At 73.8% G+C, this 15,138-nt stretch carries 12 protein-coding genes; 4 read left to right on the top strand and 8 right to left on the bottom strand.

Translation table 11 applies throughout. From position 1 onward, the window contains the following. Positions 1-226: 226 nt before the first annotated feature. Complete coding sequence (locus BLW47_RS14815) at positions 227-427, top strand: hypothetical protein (protein WP_091556657.1); 201 nt, start codon at positions 227-229, stop codon at positions 425-427. 111 nt (positions 428-538) lie between these two features. Here the strand turns inward: BLW47_RS14815 and BLW47_RS14810 are convergent, their stop codons facing one another. Beyond that, on the bottom strand, positions 539-1,798 hold the full coding sequence (locus BLW47_RS14810) for a GDSL-type esterase/lipase family protein (RefSeq protein ID WP_091556654.1): 1,260 nt from the start codon (positions 1,796-1,798) through the stop codon (positions 539-541). Between the two features lie 350 nt (positions 1,799-2,148). Here BLW47_RS14810 and BLW47_RS14805 point away from each other — a divergent pair, with 350 nt between their 5' ends. Continuing rightward, complete coding sequence (locus tag BLW47_RS14805; protein WP_175543635.1) at positions 2,149-3,294, top strand: GGDEF domain-containing protein; 1,146 nt, start codon at positions 2,149-2,151, stop codon at positions 3,292-3,294. A gap of 26 nt (positions 3,295-3,320) precedes the next feature. Here the strand turns inward: BLW47_RS14805 and BLW47_RS14800 are convergent, their stop codons facing one another. Next, on the bottom strand, positions 3,321-4,331 hold the full coding sequence (locus BLW47_RS14800; protein ID WP_139307302.1) for a nucleoside-diphosphate sugar epimerase/dehydratase: 1,011 nt from the start codon (positions 4,329-4,331) through the stop codon (positions 3,321-3,323). A gap of 261 nt (positions 4,332-4,592) precedes the next feature. Here BLW47_RS14800 and BLW47_RS14795 point away from each other — a divergent pair, with 261 nt between their 5' ends. Further along, positions 4,593-5,561, top strand: a complete 969-nt coding sequence (locus BLW47_RS14795; RefSeq protein WP_091556649.1) for an NAD-dependent epimerase/dehydratase family protein — start codon at positions 4,593-4,595, stop codon at positions 5,559-5,561. A gap of 28 nt (positions 5,562-5,589) precedes the next feature. On the opposite strand, the gene BLW47_RS14790 is transcribed toward BLW47_RS14795, so the two are convergent. The 5 genes from BLW47_RS14790 to BLW47_RS25630 form a co-directional block, all read right to left on the bottom strand. Continuing rightward, complete coding sequence (locus tag BLW47_RS14790) at positions 5,590-6,822, bottom strand: glycosyltransferase family 4 protein (RefSeq protein ID WP_245736646.1); 1,233 nt, start codon at positions 6,820-6,822, stop codon at positions 5,590-5,592. A gap of 186 nt (positions 6,823-7,008) precedes the next feature. Further along, a complete protein-coding gene (locus BLW47_RS14785) occupies positions 7,009-8,121 on the bottom strand; it encodes an LCP family protein (RefSeq protein WP_091556647.1) in 1,113 nt (370 codons plus the stop codon). Beyond that, complete coding sequence (locus tag BLW47_RS14780; RefSeq protein ID WP_139307301.1) at positions 8,118-9,182, bottom strand: MraY family glycosyltransferase; 1,065 nt, start codon at positions 9,180-9,182, stop codon at positions 8,118-8,120. Before BLW47_RS14780 ends, BLW47_RS14785 begins: the two co-directional genes overlap by 4 nt. A gap of 289 nt (positions 9,183-9,471) precedes the next feature. Beyond that, a complete protein-coding gene (locus BLW47_RS14775; RefSeq protein WP_091556644.1) occupies positions 9,472-11,070 on the bottom strand; it encodes an asparagine synthetase B family protein in 1,599 nt (532 codons plus the stop codon). After that, entirely contained in the window at positions 11,070-12,782 is a 1,713-nt protein-coding gene (locus BLW47_RS25630; protein WP_245736645.1) for a DUF5715 family protein, read from the bottom strand. The genes BLW47_RS14775 and BLW47_RS25630 overlap by 1 nt, the downstream gene beginning before the upstream one ends. Before the next feature lie 324 nt (positions 12,783-13,106). On the opposite strand from BLW47_RS25630, the gene BLW47_RS14765 reads away from it, so the two are divergent. Beyond that, on the top strand, positions 13,107-14,522 hold the full coding sequence (locus BLW47_RS14765) for a tyrosine-protein kinase domain-containing protein (protein WP_245736644.1): 1,416 nt from the start codon (positions 13,107-13,109) through the stop codon (positions 14,520-14,522). On the opposite strand, the gene BLW47_RS14760 is transcribed toward BLW47_RS14765, so the two are convergent. Beyond that, complete coding sequence (locus tag BLW47_RS14760) at positions 14,503-15,102, bottom strand: arsenate reductase/protein-tyrosine-phosphatase family protein (RefSeq protein ID WP_245736643.1); 600 nt, start codon at positions 15,100-15,102, stop codon at positions 14,503-14,505. The two genes, BLW47_RS14765 and BLW47_RS14760, sit on opposite strands and share 20 nt — an antisense overlap. Positions 15,103-15,138: the final 36 nt, after the last annotated feature.

Here is a 15,138-nt window from a genome sequence, read left to right as displayed (position 1 = left end):
CGCAATCGCGTCGGGCGTCATCGTCACGGCCGCCACGCCGCTCATCCTCCGGCCGCCGTCGGTGAGGCGCCGGAGATCGCTCACCTCATGGTCCGCTTGGTCGTCGGTGCGTTTTCCGCCGAAACGAACATTTCGGACGACGCGCGCGGAAACCGAAAACCGGCTGACGCGTTGGGCAATAGACGGGTACACGTGGTGGGCAGGTTCGACGACGGAGGGGACTGGTATGACCGCGAAGAAGGTCGAGGTCCGCGGGAAGATCGAGGTCGTGGTCGACGGCCGGGTCACCGACGACTTCACCGCGGACGTGGACGACGGTGGCACGATCCTGACGCTGCGCACCAACGGCGACCGGGTGGTCGGGGCCTACGCGCTCGCCGAGCCGTACCACGGCCCCCAGACCTACCAACAACCCGAAACCGACTGACCCCCAGTCCGCGCGCAGCAGCCCAACCCCGTCGATCTTGCAGTTGTGGCCTGCCTTATGCCCCAATTCACGGCGCTATGGGACGGCCACAACTGCAAGATCGAGGCAGGGTCAGCGGGTGAGGCCGAAGACCCGTAGCGGGATGGAGTCGCCCAGGACGCGGTCGCCGGCGGCGTTGGGGTGGTAGCAGTCGTCGCGCCACGCCGCGCGCATGACGGTCGGGTCCGCCGGGTCGCGCAGCACCGCGTCGAAGTCGAGGACCGCGTCGAACGTCCCCGAGGTGCGGATCCACCGGTTGACCGCGAGCCGGGTCTCTTCCTTCGCGCTACCCGCCGCGTTGCACATCGGCAGGATCGTCGCACCGACGATCTTCTTGCCGGCCGCGTGCACCCGGTCGGCGATCTGCCGCATCGCCCCGATCACCTGCTCCGCGGGCGCCGGCGGGGCGTACGCGCCGCCGCCGATGTCGTTCGTCCCCTCCAGCAGCACCACGTACCGCACACCGGGCAGCGAGAGCACGTCACGCTCCAGCCGCAGCGGCGCGGGCGGCCCGCAGCACTGGTTGGTCGGGTCGTACGGGTTGGGCTGGACGCTGACGGTGTTGCCGCTGATCCCGGCGTTCGCGACCGAGAGCTGACGCCACGGCGGAAGCGCGTTGATCCGCTCGGCGAGCACGTCGGTCCACCGCGGGCCGCCGCCGACCGCGCCGTACCCGTCGGTGATCGAGTCGCCGAGCGCCACGATGGTGCCCCGCGCCAGGGAGTCCGCCGCGATCGCGTCCACCCACCACAGCGTGCCGGGCCGGAACTCCCCGTACGCCGCCCCGCCCACGTCGCCGGTGGCGTCGCCCGCGCCGGACAGGAACGAGCCGGGGGTCTTCGTCTCCGGCGGCGGGAAGGTGTGGTCGTTGACCGGGGCGCCGGGGGCGTACACGCTGACCGCCACCGCGTCGCCGGCGCGGACCGCGATGCGCACCGGATCGCTCCACACACTGCCGCCCGGAGCGATCGTGACCCGATGCGCGCCGCGGAAGGTCGCCGCCCGCACCGAGCCGGGCCACAGCGCGGGATCACCGGCGGCCCGTTGCCGACCGACCGAGACCGCGCGGACCGCCAGCGGCGTCGCGCCGAACGGGTTCGACAGCCGTACCCGCAGGTCGTGTCCGGCCACGGTCGCGGTCAGCACGTTGCGCACGGTCGCGTCCGGCGCGGTGCCGTGCACGCCCTGCAGCGCCGACTCCGTCAGCGTCACCTGCCCGGGCCAGGCCGGCCCGGCCGCCCGCGCGGGGCCGGGCGCGCCGAGCGCGACGACCAACGCCGCCGCGGCGGCGAGCGCCCACGCCCGGCGGCCCCGTCTTCCGATCTCTGCCATGTCGCCTCCCCGCTCACGCTCTCCTCGCCGACCCATCGATCATGGCCGTTCCCGCGCCGGCCCGGCACCCGCGCTGCGCCCAGCGCGCGACGACGCGCGTCGATCGGTGGGTTCGCGGCGGCCAACGGCGCGCGGCGGCGGCCGGATGGACGGAAGGGGCGGCGGCCACCACGTCGCGGGGGTCGGACGCGACCGCGGTTTCCGCGTCCGGGGTGGGCCGTCGCGTCAGTCCGCGTGACCGCGATCACTGACGGCGGTCTCCTCAGCCGCGGCGGCGCGCGGCCGATCGGGGCGGTGTGACGGCGATACGCGGCAGAGCGGGCTTCCTCGCGCGGCTGATGCTCATCGCCGTGCTGCCTGTGTTCGGCCTCGGGATCGTGCTCGGCCAGCAGTTGCGGGACATCGTTCGCGATGGCGCGGTCGACGACGGCCGGCGGATCGGCGAGCTGGTGACGCGGCTCGGCCTGCAACCGCACCTGGAGCCCGCCGACTTCGCGCGGGGGCTCGACCCCGGGCGCTACGCGCGGCTGGACCGCTCCGTGCGGGACAGTGGGTTCCTGGGTGGCGAGGTGGCCCGGGTGAAGGTCTGGAACGCCGACGGTGTGGTCGTCTACTCCGACGACCCCGCCCTGGTCGGCCGCCGCTTCGACCGCTCGCCGGGGCTGGCCCGCGCGCTGGCCGGCCACACCCACTCGGAGCTGCTGTCGCGGCTGGAGGAGGCCGAGCAGGCGAGCGAGCGCGACTACGGCGCGGTGGTCGAGGTCTACGTCCCGGTGCGCTTCGCCGGCGACGCCGCGCCGCGCGGCGCGTTCGAGCTCTACCTGCCGTACGCGCCGATCGAACGGAAGGTGAACGCGGAGGTACGCCGCCTGTACGTGTTCCTCGCCGGCGGGCTGATCCTGCTGGCCGGGCTGCTGGCCGGCGTGGCGGTGATGACCGAACGGCTGCGGCGGCAGGCGGCGGCCAACCGGCATCTCGCGCTGCACGACGCGCTGACCGGGCTGCCCAACCGGACCATGCTCTACGACCGCCTCGATCAGGCGCTGCTGGCGGGCAACCGCAGCGGCGCGCCGGTGGCGTTGATCGCCGTCGACCTCGACGGCTTCAAGGAGGTCAACGACACGCTGGGCCACCAGGCGGGCGATCGGGTGCTGATGGAGCTCGCCGACCGGCTACGCGGCCAGGCGCGCGCCGCCGACACGGTGGCGCGGCTCGGCGGCGACGAGTTCGCGGTGCTGCTGCCGGCCAGCGACATCGCGGGCGCGCGCGAGGTGGCCGAGCGGATGCAGCGTCGCCTGACGGAGCCGCTGCTGGTGGCGGGGGAGCGGGTGCGGCTGCGCGCCAGCATGGGCATCGCCGTGCACCCGCTGCACGCCACCCAGCCGGACAGCCTGCTCGGCCGGGCCGACCTGGCGATGTACGCCGCCAAGTACGCGGCGCTCGGAGTGGTCGTGTGGCACCACGACATCGACCAGATGACCGGCGACGCGGCGTGATCGCCGTCGTCGGACGGGCCCGACGCTCAGCGCGGGTCGGCGGCCGGGCGTGGCGCGGCGCGTTGCCGGAGCGGGGTGCCGGCGGCACGGCGGGACTGACCGGGGTGATCGGGCGCCACCCGGATCCGGTCCGGGAGCCCGCGTTGCTGGCCGTCGCCCGGCACCCGGCCACCCGCCGGCGCACCGTCGGCGTCGGACCCCTCGCGCTCGCTGCCGAGCAGCTCGGCGATCTCCGCGTCCCGGGCCCGGGTGACACCGGCCCGGACCAACTCGCGCACGGGGGGCAGTACCGCGAACGTCGCGCCGGCGCCGAGGGCCGCGTCCCGGACCTCGCGGATCAGGTCCGGGTCGGCGTGGGCGGCGGGGAAGAGCACGCCGACCGCGCCGGTCCGCGCGATCGCGGCCGGAACATCGCGCCGCCCGCCGAGCACCCGTACGCCCTCCAGGCGCAGCCGCCGCGTCGCCGGATCGTCGTCGAGCAGGCCGACGGGGCGGTAGCCGCCCCGCGGGTCGCTGACCATCGCGCGCAGCACGCCCTGTCCGGCCGCACCGACCCCGAACAGCAGCACGGGTCGGGCGGTGGCGGCGTCCGGGCGCAGCGACCGCTCGTGCCGGCGCCGGCACGCCGCGCGGAGCGCGATCATCACGAGGAACGCCAGGGCGGCCCCGACGGCGGGCGCCCCGGGGGGCACCGGCCGGGGCCGCGCCGCCAGGTCGGCGACGAGCACGAGCGCCCCGGCGACGGCGGTGGTGCCGGCGAGCGCGCGCAGCTGCTCGAAACTGCCGCACGGGTAACGCCCGAGACAGCGCCGACGCGCCGTGTCGAGCGCGGCGTGCACGATCGCGGCGATCAGTCCGACTCCGACGGCACGCGCGAGGTGTGCTCCGGTGAAATCGAATTCGAATCGTGTCCAGACCGCGACCACGAAACCGCCGATCCAGGCCGCTGCGTCACCGACCAGCAGCCCCGCCGTAGGTCGCCGAGCATTGGGTCGTGAATCGCCGCGGCTGGCCGCGGCAGATGAAATCAACGGCATCGATATCTCCTGGTGCGGCGTGTTCGGCTGCCCTTGGCGTGCCGCGGCGGCCCTGTCGTCAGGTACTCAATGCCTATCCCGGCGAATTCGATGGGGCCCTGTGTTTCACGTTTTCCATGCGCCGATTTCCCGGCGTGACCGGACGAATGTCCGCGTCGTTGATTCAGATGCCGGCCGACGCTGTTTTCGGGCATGCCGTACCCCGCCATGGCGCCGCGCGGCTCGCCATGTCATGAGCGCTCAAAGGACATTCGACACACCATGCGGATTCTCATCACCGGCGGGGCCGGATTCATCGGGGCGAACCTGGCGCGCGTCGCGCTGGCGAATCCGTTCTTCAGCGACGTGCGCGTCATCGACGACCTCTCCACCGGGCTGCGGTCGAATCTGGACGGACTCGACGTGGACCTCGTCGTCGGGTCGATCCTCGACGAGGGCGCGCTGCGGCGCGCGATGACCGGCCGGGACGCCGTGCTGCACCTGGCCGCCGTGGCCAGCGTGCCGCACTCGGTCCGCGACCCGTTCACCGCGCACGCGGTGAACGCCACCGGCACGGTGCGGGTGTTGGAGGCGGCCCGGGAACAGGGGATCGGGCACGTGGTCGTCGCCTCGTCCTCCGCGGTCTACGGCGCGAACCCGCCGCTGCCCTCGACCGAGCTCACCTGGGCCGGCCCGCTGACCCCGTACGCGGCGAGCAAGCTCGCCACCGAGGCGTACGCGCTGGCCTACCAGGCGTCCTACGGGATGCCGACCCTGGCGTTCCGGTTCTTCAACATCTACGGGCCGGGCCAGCGCGACGACCATCCGTACGCGGCGGCGATCCCGCGGTTCGTGCGTGCCGCCCTCGACGGCAACCCCGTGGTCTTCCACGGCGACGGGCGCCAGACCCGCGACTTCACGTACGTGGACGACGCGTGCGCGGTGCTGCTCGACGCGCTGCGTCGTCGCGTGCACCACCCGCAGCCGGTGAACCTGGCCTTCGGCACCTGCACCGACCTGCACACCGTGGTGGGGGCGCTGGAGTCGATCCTGGGCCGCCCGATCGAGCGGCACCTGGCCGCGCCCCGGGTCGGCGACATCCGGCACTCCACCGCCGACACCCGGCTGCTGCACACGCTCTTCCCGAAGCTGACCGAGACGGCGCTCACCGACGGGCTGCGCGCCACCGTGGAGTGGTTCTGCGCGGAGTCGTCCGCGGTGCGCCAGCGGGCCGCCCGCACCGTGTCCTGACGCGCCCGTCCGGCCGGGCGCGCCGCGGTCAGCGCTGGGCCACCCCGATCACGGTCCGTTCGATGATGTCCACGACCCGCATCGCGGCGACCCGGTCGTCGAACAGCCGGATCGCCCGGCGGCGTGCGTGGTCGCCGCGGGCCGCCAGTCGATCGCCCGCGAACTCCCGGTACGCCGCCTCGAGCGCCCCGGCCAGCGCCGCGGGATCGCCGCACGGCACCACCCAGCCCGCCTCCTCGTCCAGCGACTCCGGCAGCCCACCGGCGTCGCTGACGATGCTGGGCAGCGCCATCGCGCTCGCCTCGAGGACCGCCGCGCTGCCCCCGGCGTTGCGGCACGGGCTGACGTTCAGGTCGGCGGCGCGGTAGTACGGCCGCACGTCCGGGGTGGAGTCGACCCAGGTGACGCCGACGCCGGGGTCGTCGGTGATGCCGAACCGCGCCATGAGCCCCTGGCGGTGCGTCTCGCCCGCCTCGCCGACGCCGCCGCCGACGAGCACCAGATGCGACCGCGGCGCGCCCGCGTGGAAGGTGCGCCACGCCTCGAGCAGCACGTCGTAGCCCTTGATGTCGCGTCCGCGGTAACGCGAGCGGCGGGGCGGATAGACGAAGCCGACCATGACGGCGAGGAAACAGTGCTCGTCGACCCCGATCTCCGCGCGCGCCTTCGCCCGCGCCTCGGCGCGCGCCGGCGAGCCCGCGTACCGGTCGCGGGGGGCCCAGGCGGGCCGGAACCGCGCGAGGTTGGTGCCGGCGTACGCGACGGGGCGGCGCTCGGCGGGGCAGCCGAGGCGGCGGTAGTGCTCCGAGACATGCGCGGTGCAGCAGATCGTCACGTCGTCCAGGCGCCACAACAGCCGTTCCAGCCGGCGGGCCCGGCCGGAGTCCAGGTGTGGCGCCTCCGCGGTGACCCGGTGCACGCGCCGCACGGGCAGGCCGAGCGTGCCGAGTCGGGCGGCCACCGCGGCCGCGTACGGGTGGTAGTAGACGGCGTCGGCGCGTAGTTCGCGGATCAGTCGGCGCAGCCGCCGCAGCCCGCGCAGGGTCGCCGGCGTCGGGCGCAGCCGGGGCGGCAGCGGCGCCTCGCGCACCTCGAAGCGCCGCGCCCGCAGCGCTTCGGCCAGCCCGGTCGGGGCCAGCGCCGGGGCCGGTGTCAGCACCACGGTCACCTCGTGCCCGCGTCGGCGCAGCTCCTCGGCCTGGCCGACGATCCACATCCCGGGTCGCGCGATCACCGCGATCCGCACGTCGACCCTTCCCACCGGAGATCCGGTCGGGTCCCACCGGTGGCCGCCGCGCGCCGGTGCGCGGCCGGGGGGCGCCCGCGCGGCGCGGGAGCGGCGGTCTCGGCCCGGGGTGGGCGCGCGGGGTGGCGGTCGTCGACAGGGCTCACGTCAAGCGCTCCAGAACGTCGGGAAGGCGGTCAGGTCGTCGTGCCGGTGGCGTGGTCAGCGCGGCGCCGTGGGCAGCAGGTCCTGCTGGTGGGCGGCGACATAGTCGGTCATGGCGTCGGTGCGCAGCGCCTGCCACAGCGCCGCGCCGCGCGGGGTGTCCAGGTGCACGACGCTCTGGCCGTCCTCCCAGCCGGTGCCGGCCAGCGGCGCGGTGAGGAACCACAGACGTTGCGGTCCCAGCCCCGCCGCCTCGAACGCCAGTTCGCGCAGCTGCTCGGGGCGGAACGAGTCGTCCACGGTGACCGCGCGGGTCGTCGCGTCGAGCAGTCGGTAGACGCGCATCGGGTCGCGGGCCGGATCGGTTCCGGCGATGCCGGTGAAGACGGCGCGCAACAGGTTCTGCTGGCGCCGGATCCGGTCGAGGTCGCCCTCGGGCAGGCTGGAGCGTTCCCGGACGTACGCGAGCGCGGCGTTGCCGTCGAGATGGTTGGCGCCGGGGCGCAGCGCTGGATCCCCGGTTTCCCCACCGGCGGCGACCTGGACGTCGATCCCGCCCAACGCGTCGACGATCGCCCGGAACCCCGCGAAGTCGATGATCATGAAGTGGTCCACCCGGACCCGGGTCAGCTCCTCCACGGTGCGCACCAACAGGGGCGGACCGCCCAGCGGGTACGCAGCGTTGATCTTCATCATGCCGTGGTCGGGGACGTTGACCCACGAGTCGCGCGGGATGGAGACGACGCTGGCCGAGCGGTGCAGGCGATCGAGCCGGATCAGCATGATCACATCGGTCCGCTGGTCGGCCGGGCCGGACCGGTCGTCGGTGGCGTCGAGGCCGGTGCTCTGTCCCGACGAGCGCAGGTCGGAGCCGACCGCCAGGATCGTCTCGCCCCTGGCGGCCGCCGGATCGGTGGCCGGCCGGCTGCCGGGGTCGATCCCGGCGAAGGCCCCGCCGATCCGGCCGATCCCGGTGTTCAGTCGCGCGCCGACCAGGTACGCGGTCGCCGCCGTCCCGATGCTCGCGCTGATCACGACGACGAGTCCCACCAGGCCGACGCGACGCAGCCCCCGCCAGATCGCGCCGAGAGCGCGCCGTTCCCGCACCGTGCTGTGGCCGCGACCGCGGTTGCTCCGGGTCGTCGCCGCGGCGCTGTGCTGACTGCTCACCGCTGCGCTCCTTCCTTGACCAGCGTGCGGGCGGGCGCCACCACGTGGCGCTCGGCGATGCGCGGCAGCTGCGGTGGCGGCGCCGGCGCCGGCTTCTGCAACAACAGGACGATCAGGGTCGTGCCGACCAGCAGCGCGCCGGCCACGGTGCCCGCGGCGGGCAGCACGCCGCCGGCGACCAGGACCGCCAGCAGCCCGCCGCCCGCCGTGCTGAGCACCAGCAGCACCAGCAGCAGGTTCGGCCCGAGGGCGAAGCCGAGTCGGGTGGGGCGGCCGGGGCCGTCCTCGACCCAGCCCCGGTCGCGGCCGGCCACCGCGACCACCACGGCGTCGACCGCCACCACCGAGGTGATCAGCATCAGGATCGGCAGCCCGACGAAGGAACCGTGTCCGGAGTGGACGATCGCGGCGCTGACGGCGAGAAAGAAGCCGGCGCAGAGCGCGCCGCTGTCACCCATCGTGATCCGGGCCGGCGGCGCGTTGTGCAGAAGGAAGCCGGCGCACGCGGCGGCGAGGCAGAGCAGCAGCAGCGCCAGTTCGGTCTGGTCGATCACGAACGCGGACGCCGCGAGCGGCACCGCGGTCGCGCACGTCACGGTCGGCAGCACCCCGTCGGTGCTGTCGAGCACTCGGAACGCGTTGGCGATCCCGACCACCCAGAGCATGGTGATCACGAGGTCGAGCCAGCTGGGCTCGATGAGCCGCAGTCGCACGTCGCCGACCGCGACGGCGAACGCCATCGTCGCGTGCGTCGCCGCCCCGATCGGCAGACGGATCCGCCGCAGATCGCGCAACAGCCCGAGCAGGCTGACCGTGGCCGCGCCGGCCAACAGCGTCGTCAGGCGTACGTCGAGCCGGCCGGTGACGGTCACCGCCGGCGCCAGCGCGGCCGCGGCAACGACCACGCCGCCCAGCCGGGGCACGAACCGCTTCTGGGTGAAGACCCGGTGCCGGGCCGGGCGCTCGACCAGACCGTGCCGCAGCGCGAGTCGGCGCGCGGGCTCGACGAGCAACGCGGGAATCACCAGTGCGGCGAGCACGGCGACAATCTCCGTACTCAATGGGTCGGGAATTTTCATGTCAACCCCTTGACGCGGACATGCGAAAGCGCACCCGATCGCCGGAATCGTCGCCCCGTCGTGGAATGCATTCCGCGTTCTTTCCGCGGGCGATGCGAAGATAACTGTTTATGAACCTCTCGCAGCATAGAGGTGGGCTCCGTGGCGGCGTCGCCGAACCCACCTTTCTCCGCTGAATGGACAGGGCACATCGGCCCTGTGAAGGAGCAGGTCGACCCGCATTGTGGTCGGGCGTCGCCGTCTGTCGGTTTCACATATGTGGCGTTCGCATTCACTGTTCCGGGTGGGTGCGGGAGCGACGCCCCGTCAGCCGACGCAGGCCGGCGACGAGATTCCAGCGCGCGGCCCCGACCAGGTCGTGTGCGTGTTCCAGCGGGGTGTAGTCCTGGCGACGCCTGTTCTCCGCGATCGCGCTGTCCAGGTCGTTGCCGCACGCCGTGAGCACCGAGTCGAAGTCCCGGCGCACCGGTTCGAGCAGGTCGTACCCGAACGACCGGTGCAGCCGGGCGAAGAGCGGCTTGTACAGCCGTGCGCGATCGTGCAGTCCCGTGGAGTACGACATCGGGCTCTTCGGCCGCTGCCGGATGTAGTCCGGCAGCAGGTCGGCGAAGGCCTCCCGCACGATCCACTTCTCCTGCCCGTCGCGCACCTTCAACGCCAGCGGCATCCGCATCGCCAGCTCGACCAGGGCCGGGTCCAGGAACGGCACCCGCGCCTCGACGCCGTGGCCCATGCTGGTCCGGTCCACGCGCTGCAGCTCCGTCCGGCACAGATTGCTGATCTTGTGCAGGAACAGCCTCCGCGCCCGGTCCGCGCCGGCGTCGTCGTACATCCGGTAGCCGCCGAACAGCTCGTCCGAGCCGTCGCCGGTCAGCACCACCTTCACGCCCAGCTCGTGCACGCGCCGGAACAGCGGCACCGAGACGACCGCGTTGATGATGTCGCCGTACTCGGTGAGCTCCGCCATCCGGATCGCGGTGCGGATCTCGGCGAGGCCGATGTCGCCGGGGCGCAGCTCGATCACCTCGTGCGGCACCCCGAGGTCGGCGGTGAGCCGGCGCGCGTACGCCAGGTCCTCGCTCTGGGGCGTGCCGACGGTGAACGCCACGCACTCCGGGTGCAGCTGGTGGACGTGGAGCAGCGTCACCGAGCTGTCCAGCCCGCCGGAGAGCACCACGCCGACGGTCAGGTCGGTGTCGACCCGTACCCGGATGCTGTCGTGCAGCGTGGAGCGCACCAGCTTCACCGCTTCGTCCGGATCGTCGATCGGGGTCTGGTCGGCGCCGATGCGCAGCAGGTCGAGGTAGGGCGTCAGCCGCGGCTCCGCCTCCGGTTCCGCCCAGCCGTGCTGCCCGGGACCCACCTCGTTGATGCGCGCGCCGACCGGCACCAGCGCCTTGACCTCCGAGGCCACGTGCAGGCAGCCGTCGCGGTACGCCCAGTAGAGCGGCTTGACGCCGAGCGGGTCGCGCGCGAGGTATACCCGGCCGGTGGGGCGCTCCACGATCGCGAACGCGAACTCCCCGCGCAGGCGCTTCACCGCGTCCATGCCCCAGCGCAGGAACGCCTCCATCACGATCTCGGTGTCGCTGACGCTGCGCATCCGGCGCCCCACGGCCACCATGTCGGCCCGGAGCTCGGCGTGGTTGAAGACCTCGCCGTTGTAGCAGAGCAGCCACCGACCGTCGGGGGAGAGCCACGGCTGCACCGCGCGCTCCCGGTCCACGATCCGCAGCCGCTGCGTGCCGGCGAGCAGCCCGTGCTCCAGCACCGACTCCTCCACGTCGCCGCGCGGCGCCAACCGGGCCAGCATCCGGGCGAAGATCGCCGCGTCGGCGCGGGCGCCGACGACCAGGGCGATGCCGCACATCAGACGTCACCGCCGAGCGCCCCGAACTCGGCGCGCAGCTCCGGCACCGCGGTGGGGCTGACGCACACGTGCCACACCTGTCCTTCGTCGATCACGTTGATTCCGCCCCGGCCCTGGTGCTCCAGCAGCACCACCTCCAGCGCCCGGTGCGCGTCGAACCGCCGGAACCACGACATCTCGATGTCCATGCCGTAGCCGACGCAGTGCGAGCTGGGCAGCATCGCGGCGTACCCCAGCGCGCGCAAGCGGTGCTGGTGTTCGATGCTGCGGGTGAGGCTGGTGACCCAGAGCGGTGGGGTGCCGGGCGGGCAGATCCGGGCGAAGTCGCGGGAGAGCCGGTTGAGCAGCGCCACGGCCTCGGGCCGGGCCCGGGTGAAGAGCAGCCCGGCGGTGCGGGGCGCCCGTGCGGTCCACACCCGGCGCTCGGCGGCCCGGGTGACCCGGGTCAGCAGCGTCTGGGCCTGCCGCCGGTACCGGAACCGCAGCAGCTTGCGCCGCCGCAGCGGATCGAGGTCGACGAGCTCGTCCGAGCCCAGCACGTCGGCGTCCGTGACGTACGGGCACGTCTCGCCCCACCACATCGCGTCGATCCGCGACAGCAGGTAGATCCGGATCAGCGCGACGACGTCGAGGGCCGCGCCCCGGGTCCGGTGCTGGGCGTCGAGTTCGCGCAGCAGCTCGCCGGTCGTCTCGGCGACTCCGGCGGGGGTCGCGGCGAGCACCCCGGCCAGGGACGGCTCGGCGAGTCGCTCGACGATGATCGTCTCGATCCGGTCGCGGTGCGCGGTGAACGAGTGCGGGGCGACCCGTGCGAGCAGCTCGGCCACCGCGGTGCGGTACGTGGTCAGGTTCGGCACGAAGGGCGTCACGCCGGTGCGACCGTTGCGGCCCCAGGGCGTCGCGATGTCGGGCCGTCGGCCCTGGCCGGGCAGCCGCGCGTCCGGATTCTTGCGCCCGCCGGTGGGGGTCCGCGACCGCCGCGGCGAGGCCGGCGGAACGGTAGCGGCGGGGCGCTCGCGCCGGGACCGTTCCGGCGGCGGCGCGGGCTGCGGGTCGCCGATCGGCAGTCCGCGGCGGCGCGGCAGCACGGCGTCCGGCGCCGCGATCCGGTCGCGCAGCCGCCGCGTCAGTGCCGAGGTCGGCGCGATGAGCGGCGCCACCGTGGGGGCGGGCCGGTACGTGTCGGTGAGTGCGGTCCGTGGCAGCTCGGCGGCGCGGATGAGCCGGGGACGCCCGGCGTCGGTGCCGGCGTCGGCGCGGCCGGCGTCGGTGCGGCCGTCCGGCGCGGGCGCCCGGATGCGCCCGCGCGCCGCGGCGCAGTGGTCGGGGTACGGCGCGCCGGCCGTCGGCGGCCGCCGCAGCCGGTAACCGACGCGCGCCGCGAGGATGAGCGCCAGCGCGACGCCCCCGGCGATGACCGGCGCGGCCGGCGTCAGCGGTCGGTTACCCAGCAGGGACAACCCCGCCAGCAGGAGCGTCGTGGTGAGCGCGACCGTGGTGGTCAGCGTCTCGAGCTCGAGCCGGCTGCCGATCGTGAGCCGCCCGGCCGGCACCGGTCGGAGCCGCGCCACGAGGGCGTAGCCGGCGGTCGCGACGCCGGCGGCGCCGAGCGTCGGGCCGAACCCGGCGGATGGGAGCCCGAATTCATCTCCGATCCACGCGGCGAATATGAATCCGGCGCACCAGGCGGCCGCGTCGTACAGCAACAGCAAAGCGCGGAGTCGTCGTGGCTGCCACATTCGGGATCCGATATTTGTCCCGCGCATTGCGGGACGAGTAGCCGCTTCCATATGTCGCCCTCAAGATCCTGTTTCTGATGGTGGCCGTATTGAGGGATCGGGGTCGGGTACGGCCGTCAATCAACTACATTCAGTTAGGCGGCAAGCACAGTGGTTGGTTGTTTCATAGTCGCATTCCGCGGGGCTGCCGACAGTGTTTCGGCAAGATAGACGGTTATCGCAGGAACGAGAGGATAAAAGCCGATGGAATTTCGCAATCGCCTCCTGGCGGTTCGGCAACGGTGGTGGCTTGTCCTGATGACGGTCGTGCTCGCGCTCGGGATCGCCGGGTTCGCGACCATCCGCGCCGACCCGAAATACGCCACCACCGTGACCTTCTTCGTCACCACCCCGAACCAAGGGGTGAGCGATGCCTACCAGGGCGGACTCTTCCTGCAGCAGCGCGTGAAGTCCTACGTGGACCTGCTCCGCAGCGACCGGCTCGCCCGCGCCGTGGTGGACAGCCGCGACTTCGGTCTCACGACCCAGGAGGCGCGGTCGCGGATCACCGCGCGCGTGCAGCCCGACACGGTGCTGGTGGAGGCGACCGTGGTGGACAGCGACCAGGCGCGCTCCGTGGATCTGGCCCGGGAGATCTCCACCCGCTTCGTGGAGCTGGTGCAGCGGATCGAGACGCCAACGGGCACCGACCGGGCGCCCGTGCGGGTGGAGGTGGTCGACGGGCCCCGGCTGGATCCTGAGCCCGTCTCGCCGCGCCCGGTCCGCGACCTGCCCCTCGCCGGGCTGCTCGGCCTGCTCGCCGGCATCGTGCTGGCCGCCCTGCGCGGCATCACCGACACCACCGTCCGCGACGAGGCCGGGCTGCGGGAGGCCGCCCAGACCCCGCTGCTGGGCCGGGTCCCGTTCGAGAACGCCGCCCGGACCGAGCCGCTCATCGTCGACGACGCCGCGCACTCGCCGCGCGCCGAGGCCGTCCGGAAGCTCCGGACCAACCTGCGGTTCGTCAACCTCGGCGAGGCGGTGCAGGTCATCGCCGTCACCAGCGCGATGCAGTCCGAGGGGAAGTCGACGATGGCCTGCAACCTGTCGATCGCGCTCGCCGAGGCCGGCTGGCGGGTCCTGCTCGTCGACGCCGACCTGCGGCGGCCGCACGTCGCGGAGTACATGGGGATGGAGGCCGGGGTCGGGTTGACCGACGTCCTGATCGGTGAGGTCGCCGTGGAGGACGTGCTGCAGCCCTGGGGGGACGTGCCGCTCTCCGTGCTGCCCAGCGGGGCGCTGCCCCCCAACCCCAGCGAGCTGCTCGGTTCGGCGGCGATGGCCGAACTGCTCACGACGCTCAAGGGGCACGCGGACATCGTCGTGGTCGACACCGCCCCGCTGACCTCGGTCACCGACGGCGCGGTGATCGCGGCGCAGTGCGATGGCGCGCTGCTCGTCACCCGGCGCGGCAAGACCACCGCGTCGCAGGTGGCGGCCGCCACGACCGCCCTACGGGCGGCCGGGGCCCGGATTCTCGGCGCGGTGCTGAACATGTCGGCGCTGCCGAAGGCGGACGCCTACCAGTACGCCGCGTACCGGGTGGCGCCGGCGACGCCGGTGCGGCCGCGGGTGCCGGGCACGTCGGGCAAGGCGATGGCGCCGGCACAGAAGACCGGGGGGGACGACGCCAAGCGGACGCGGGCGAGAAAGCTCAGCAAGGCTTCGCGATGACGTCCACGACGGGTCGCAGCGCCCGCTCGATCTCCCCGGCGCACCGGCGGAACTGGCCCAGCGGCTGCCCGAGCGGGTCGGCCAGATCGTCCTCGCCGGCCCGGGCCGGCTGGACGAGCGCCCGGGCCCGACCCGCGGTCGAGACCAGCGCCGCCAACCGCTCCGCGGGCGCCGCGTCGATCTCGGCCGTCGGCCACCCCCGCTCGGTCGCCGCCGTCACCAGCCGGGAGAACTGCCGCAGCGTGAAGGTACGGCGGATCGCGCCCGGCGCCAGCGCGACGCACGCGCCGCGCTGCTCCCGCGTCGCCGTGAGGACGACGCCGGCGCGCGCGAGCGCCGCGGCGGTGACCGGCCGGCTCCGGAAGGTGTGGCTCTCGCCCGACCACTGGGCGGCGACCGCGGCGGCGTGCGGGTGCATCGGCTGTCCGGGCACGGCGTGGGTGCCGGCGCTCGACACCGCCACGGGCGCGTCGGCCGCCGGCGCCATGTCGGTCAGCATCGCTCGGGCGATGTACTCCGCCATCGGGGATCGGCACAGGTTGGCGTGGCACACGAAGAGCAGCCCGCCGACCATCCGCATCCCCCCTCGCGGCGCTCGATGTCCGTCGGTCTACAT

This window comes from Micromonospora pattaloongensis (genome assembly GCF_900107255.1).
GTDB lineage: Bacteria > Actinomycetota > Actinomycetes > Mycobacteriales > Micromonosporaceae > Micromonospora_I > Micromonospora_I pattaloongensis.
This window is presented reverse-complemented; position numbering and strand designations above follow the sequence as displayed.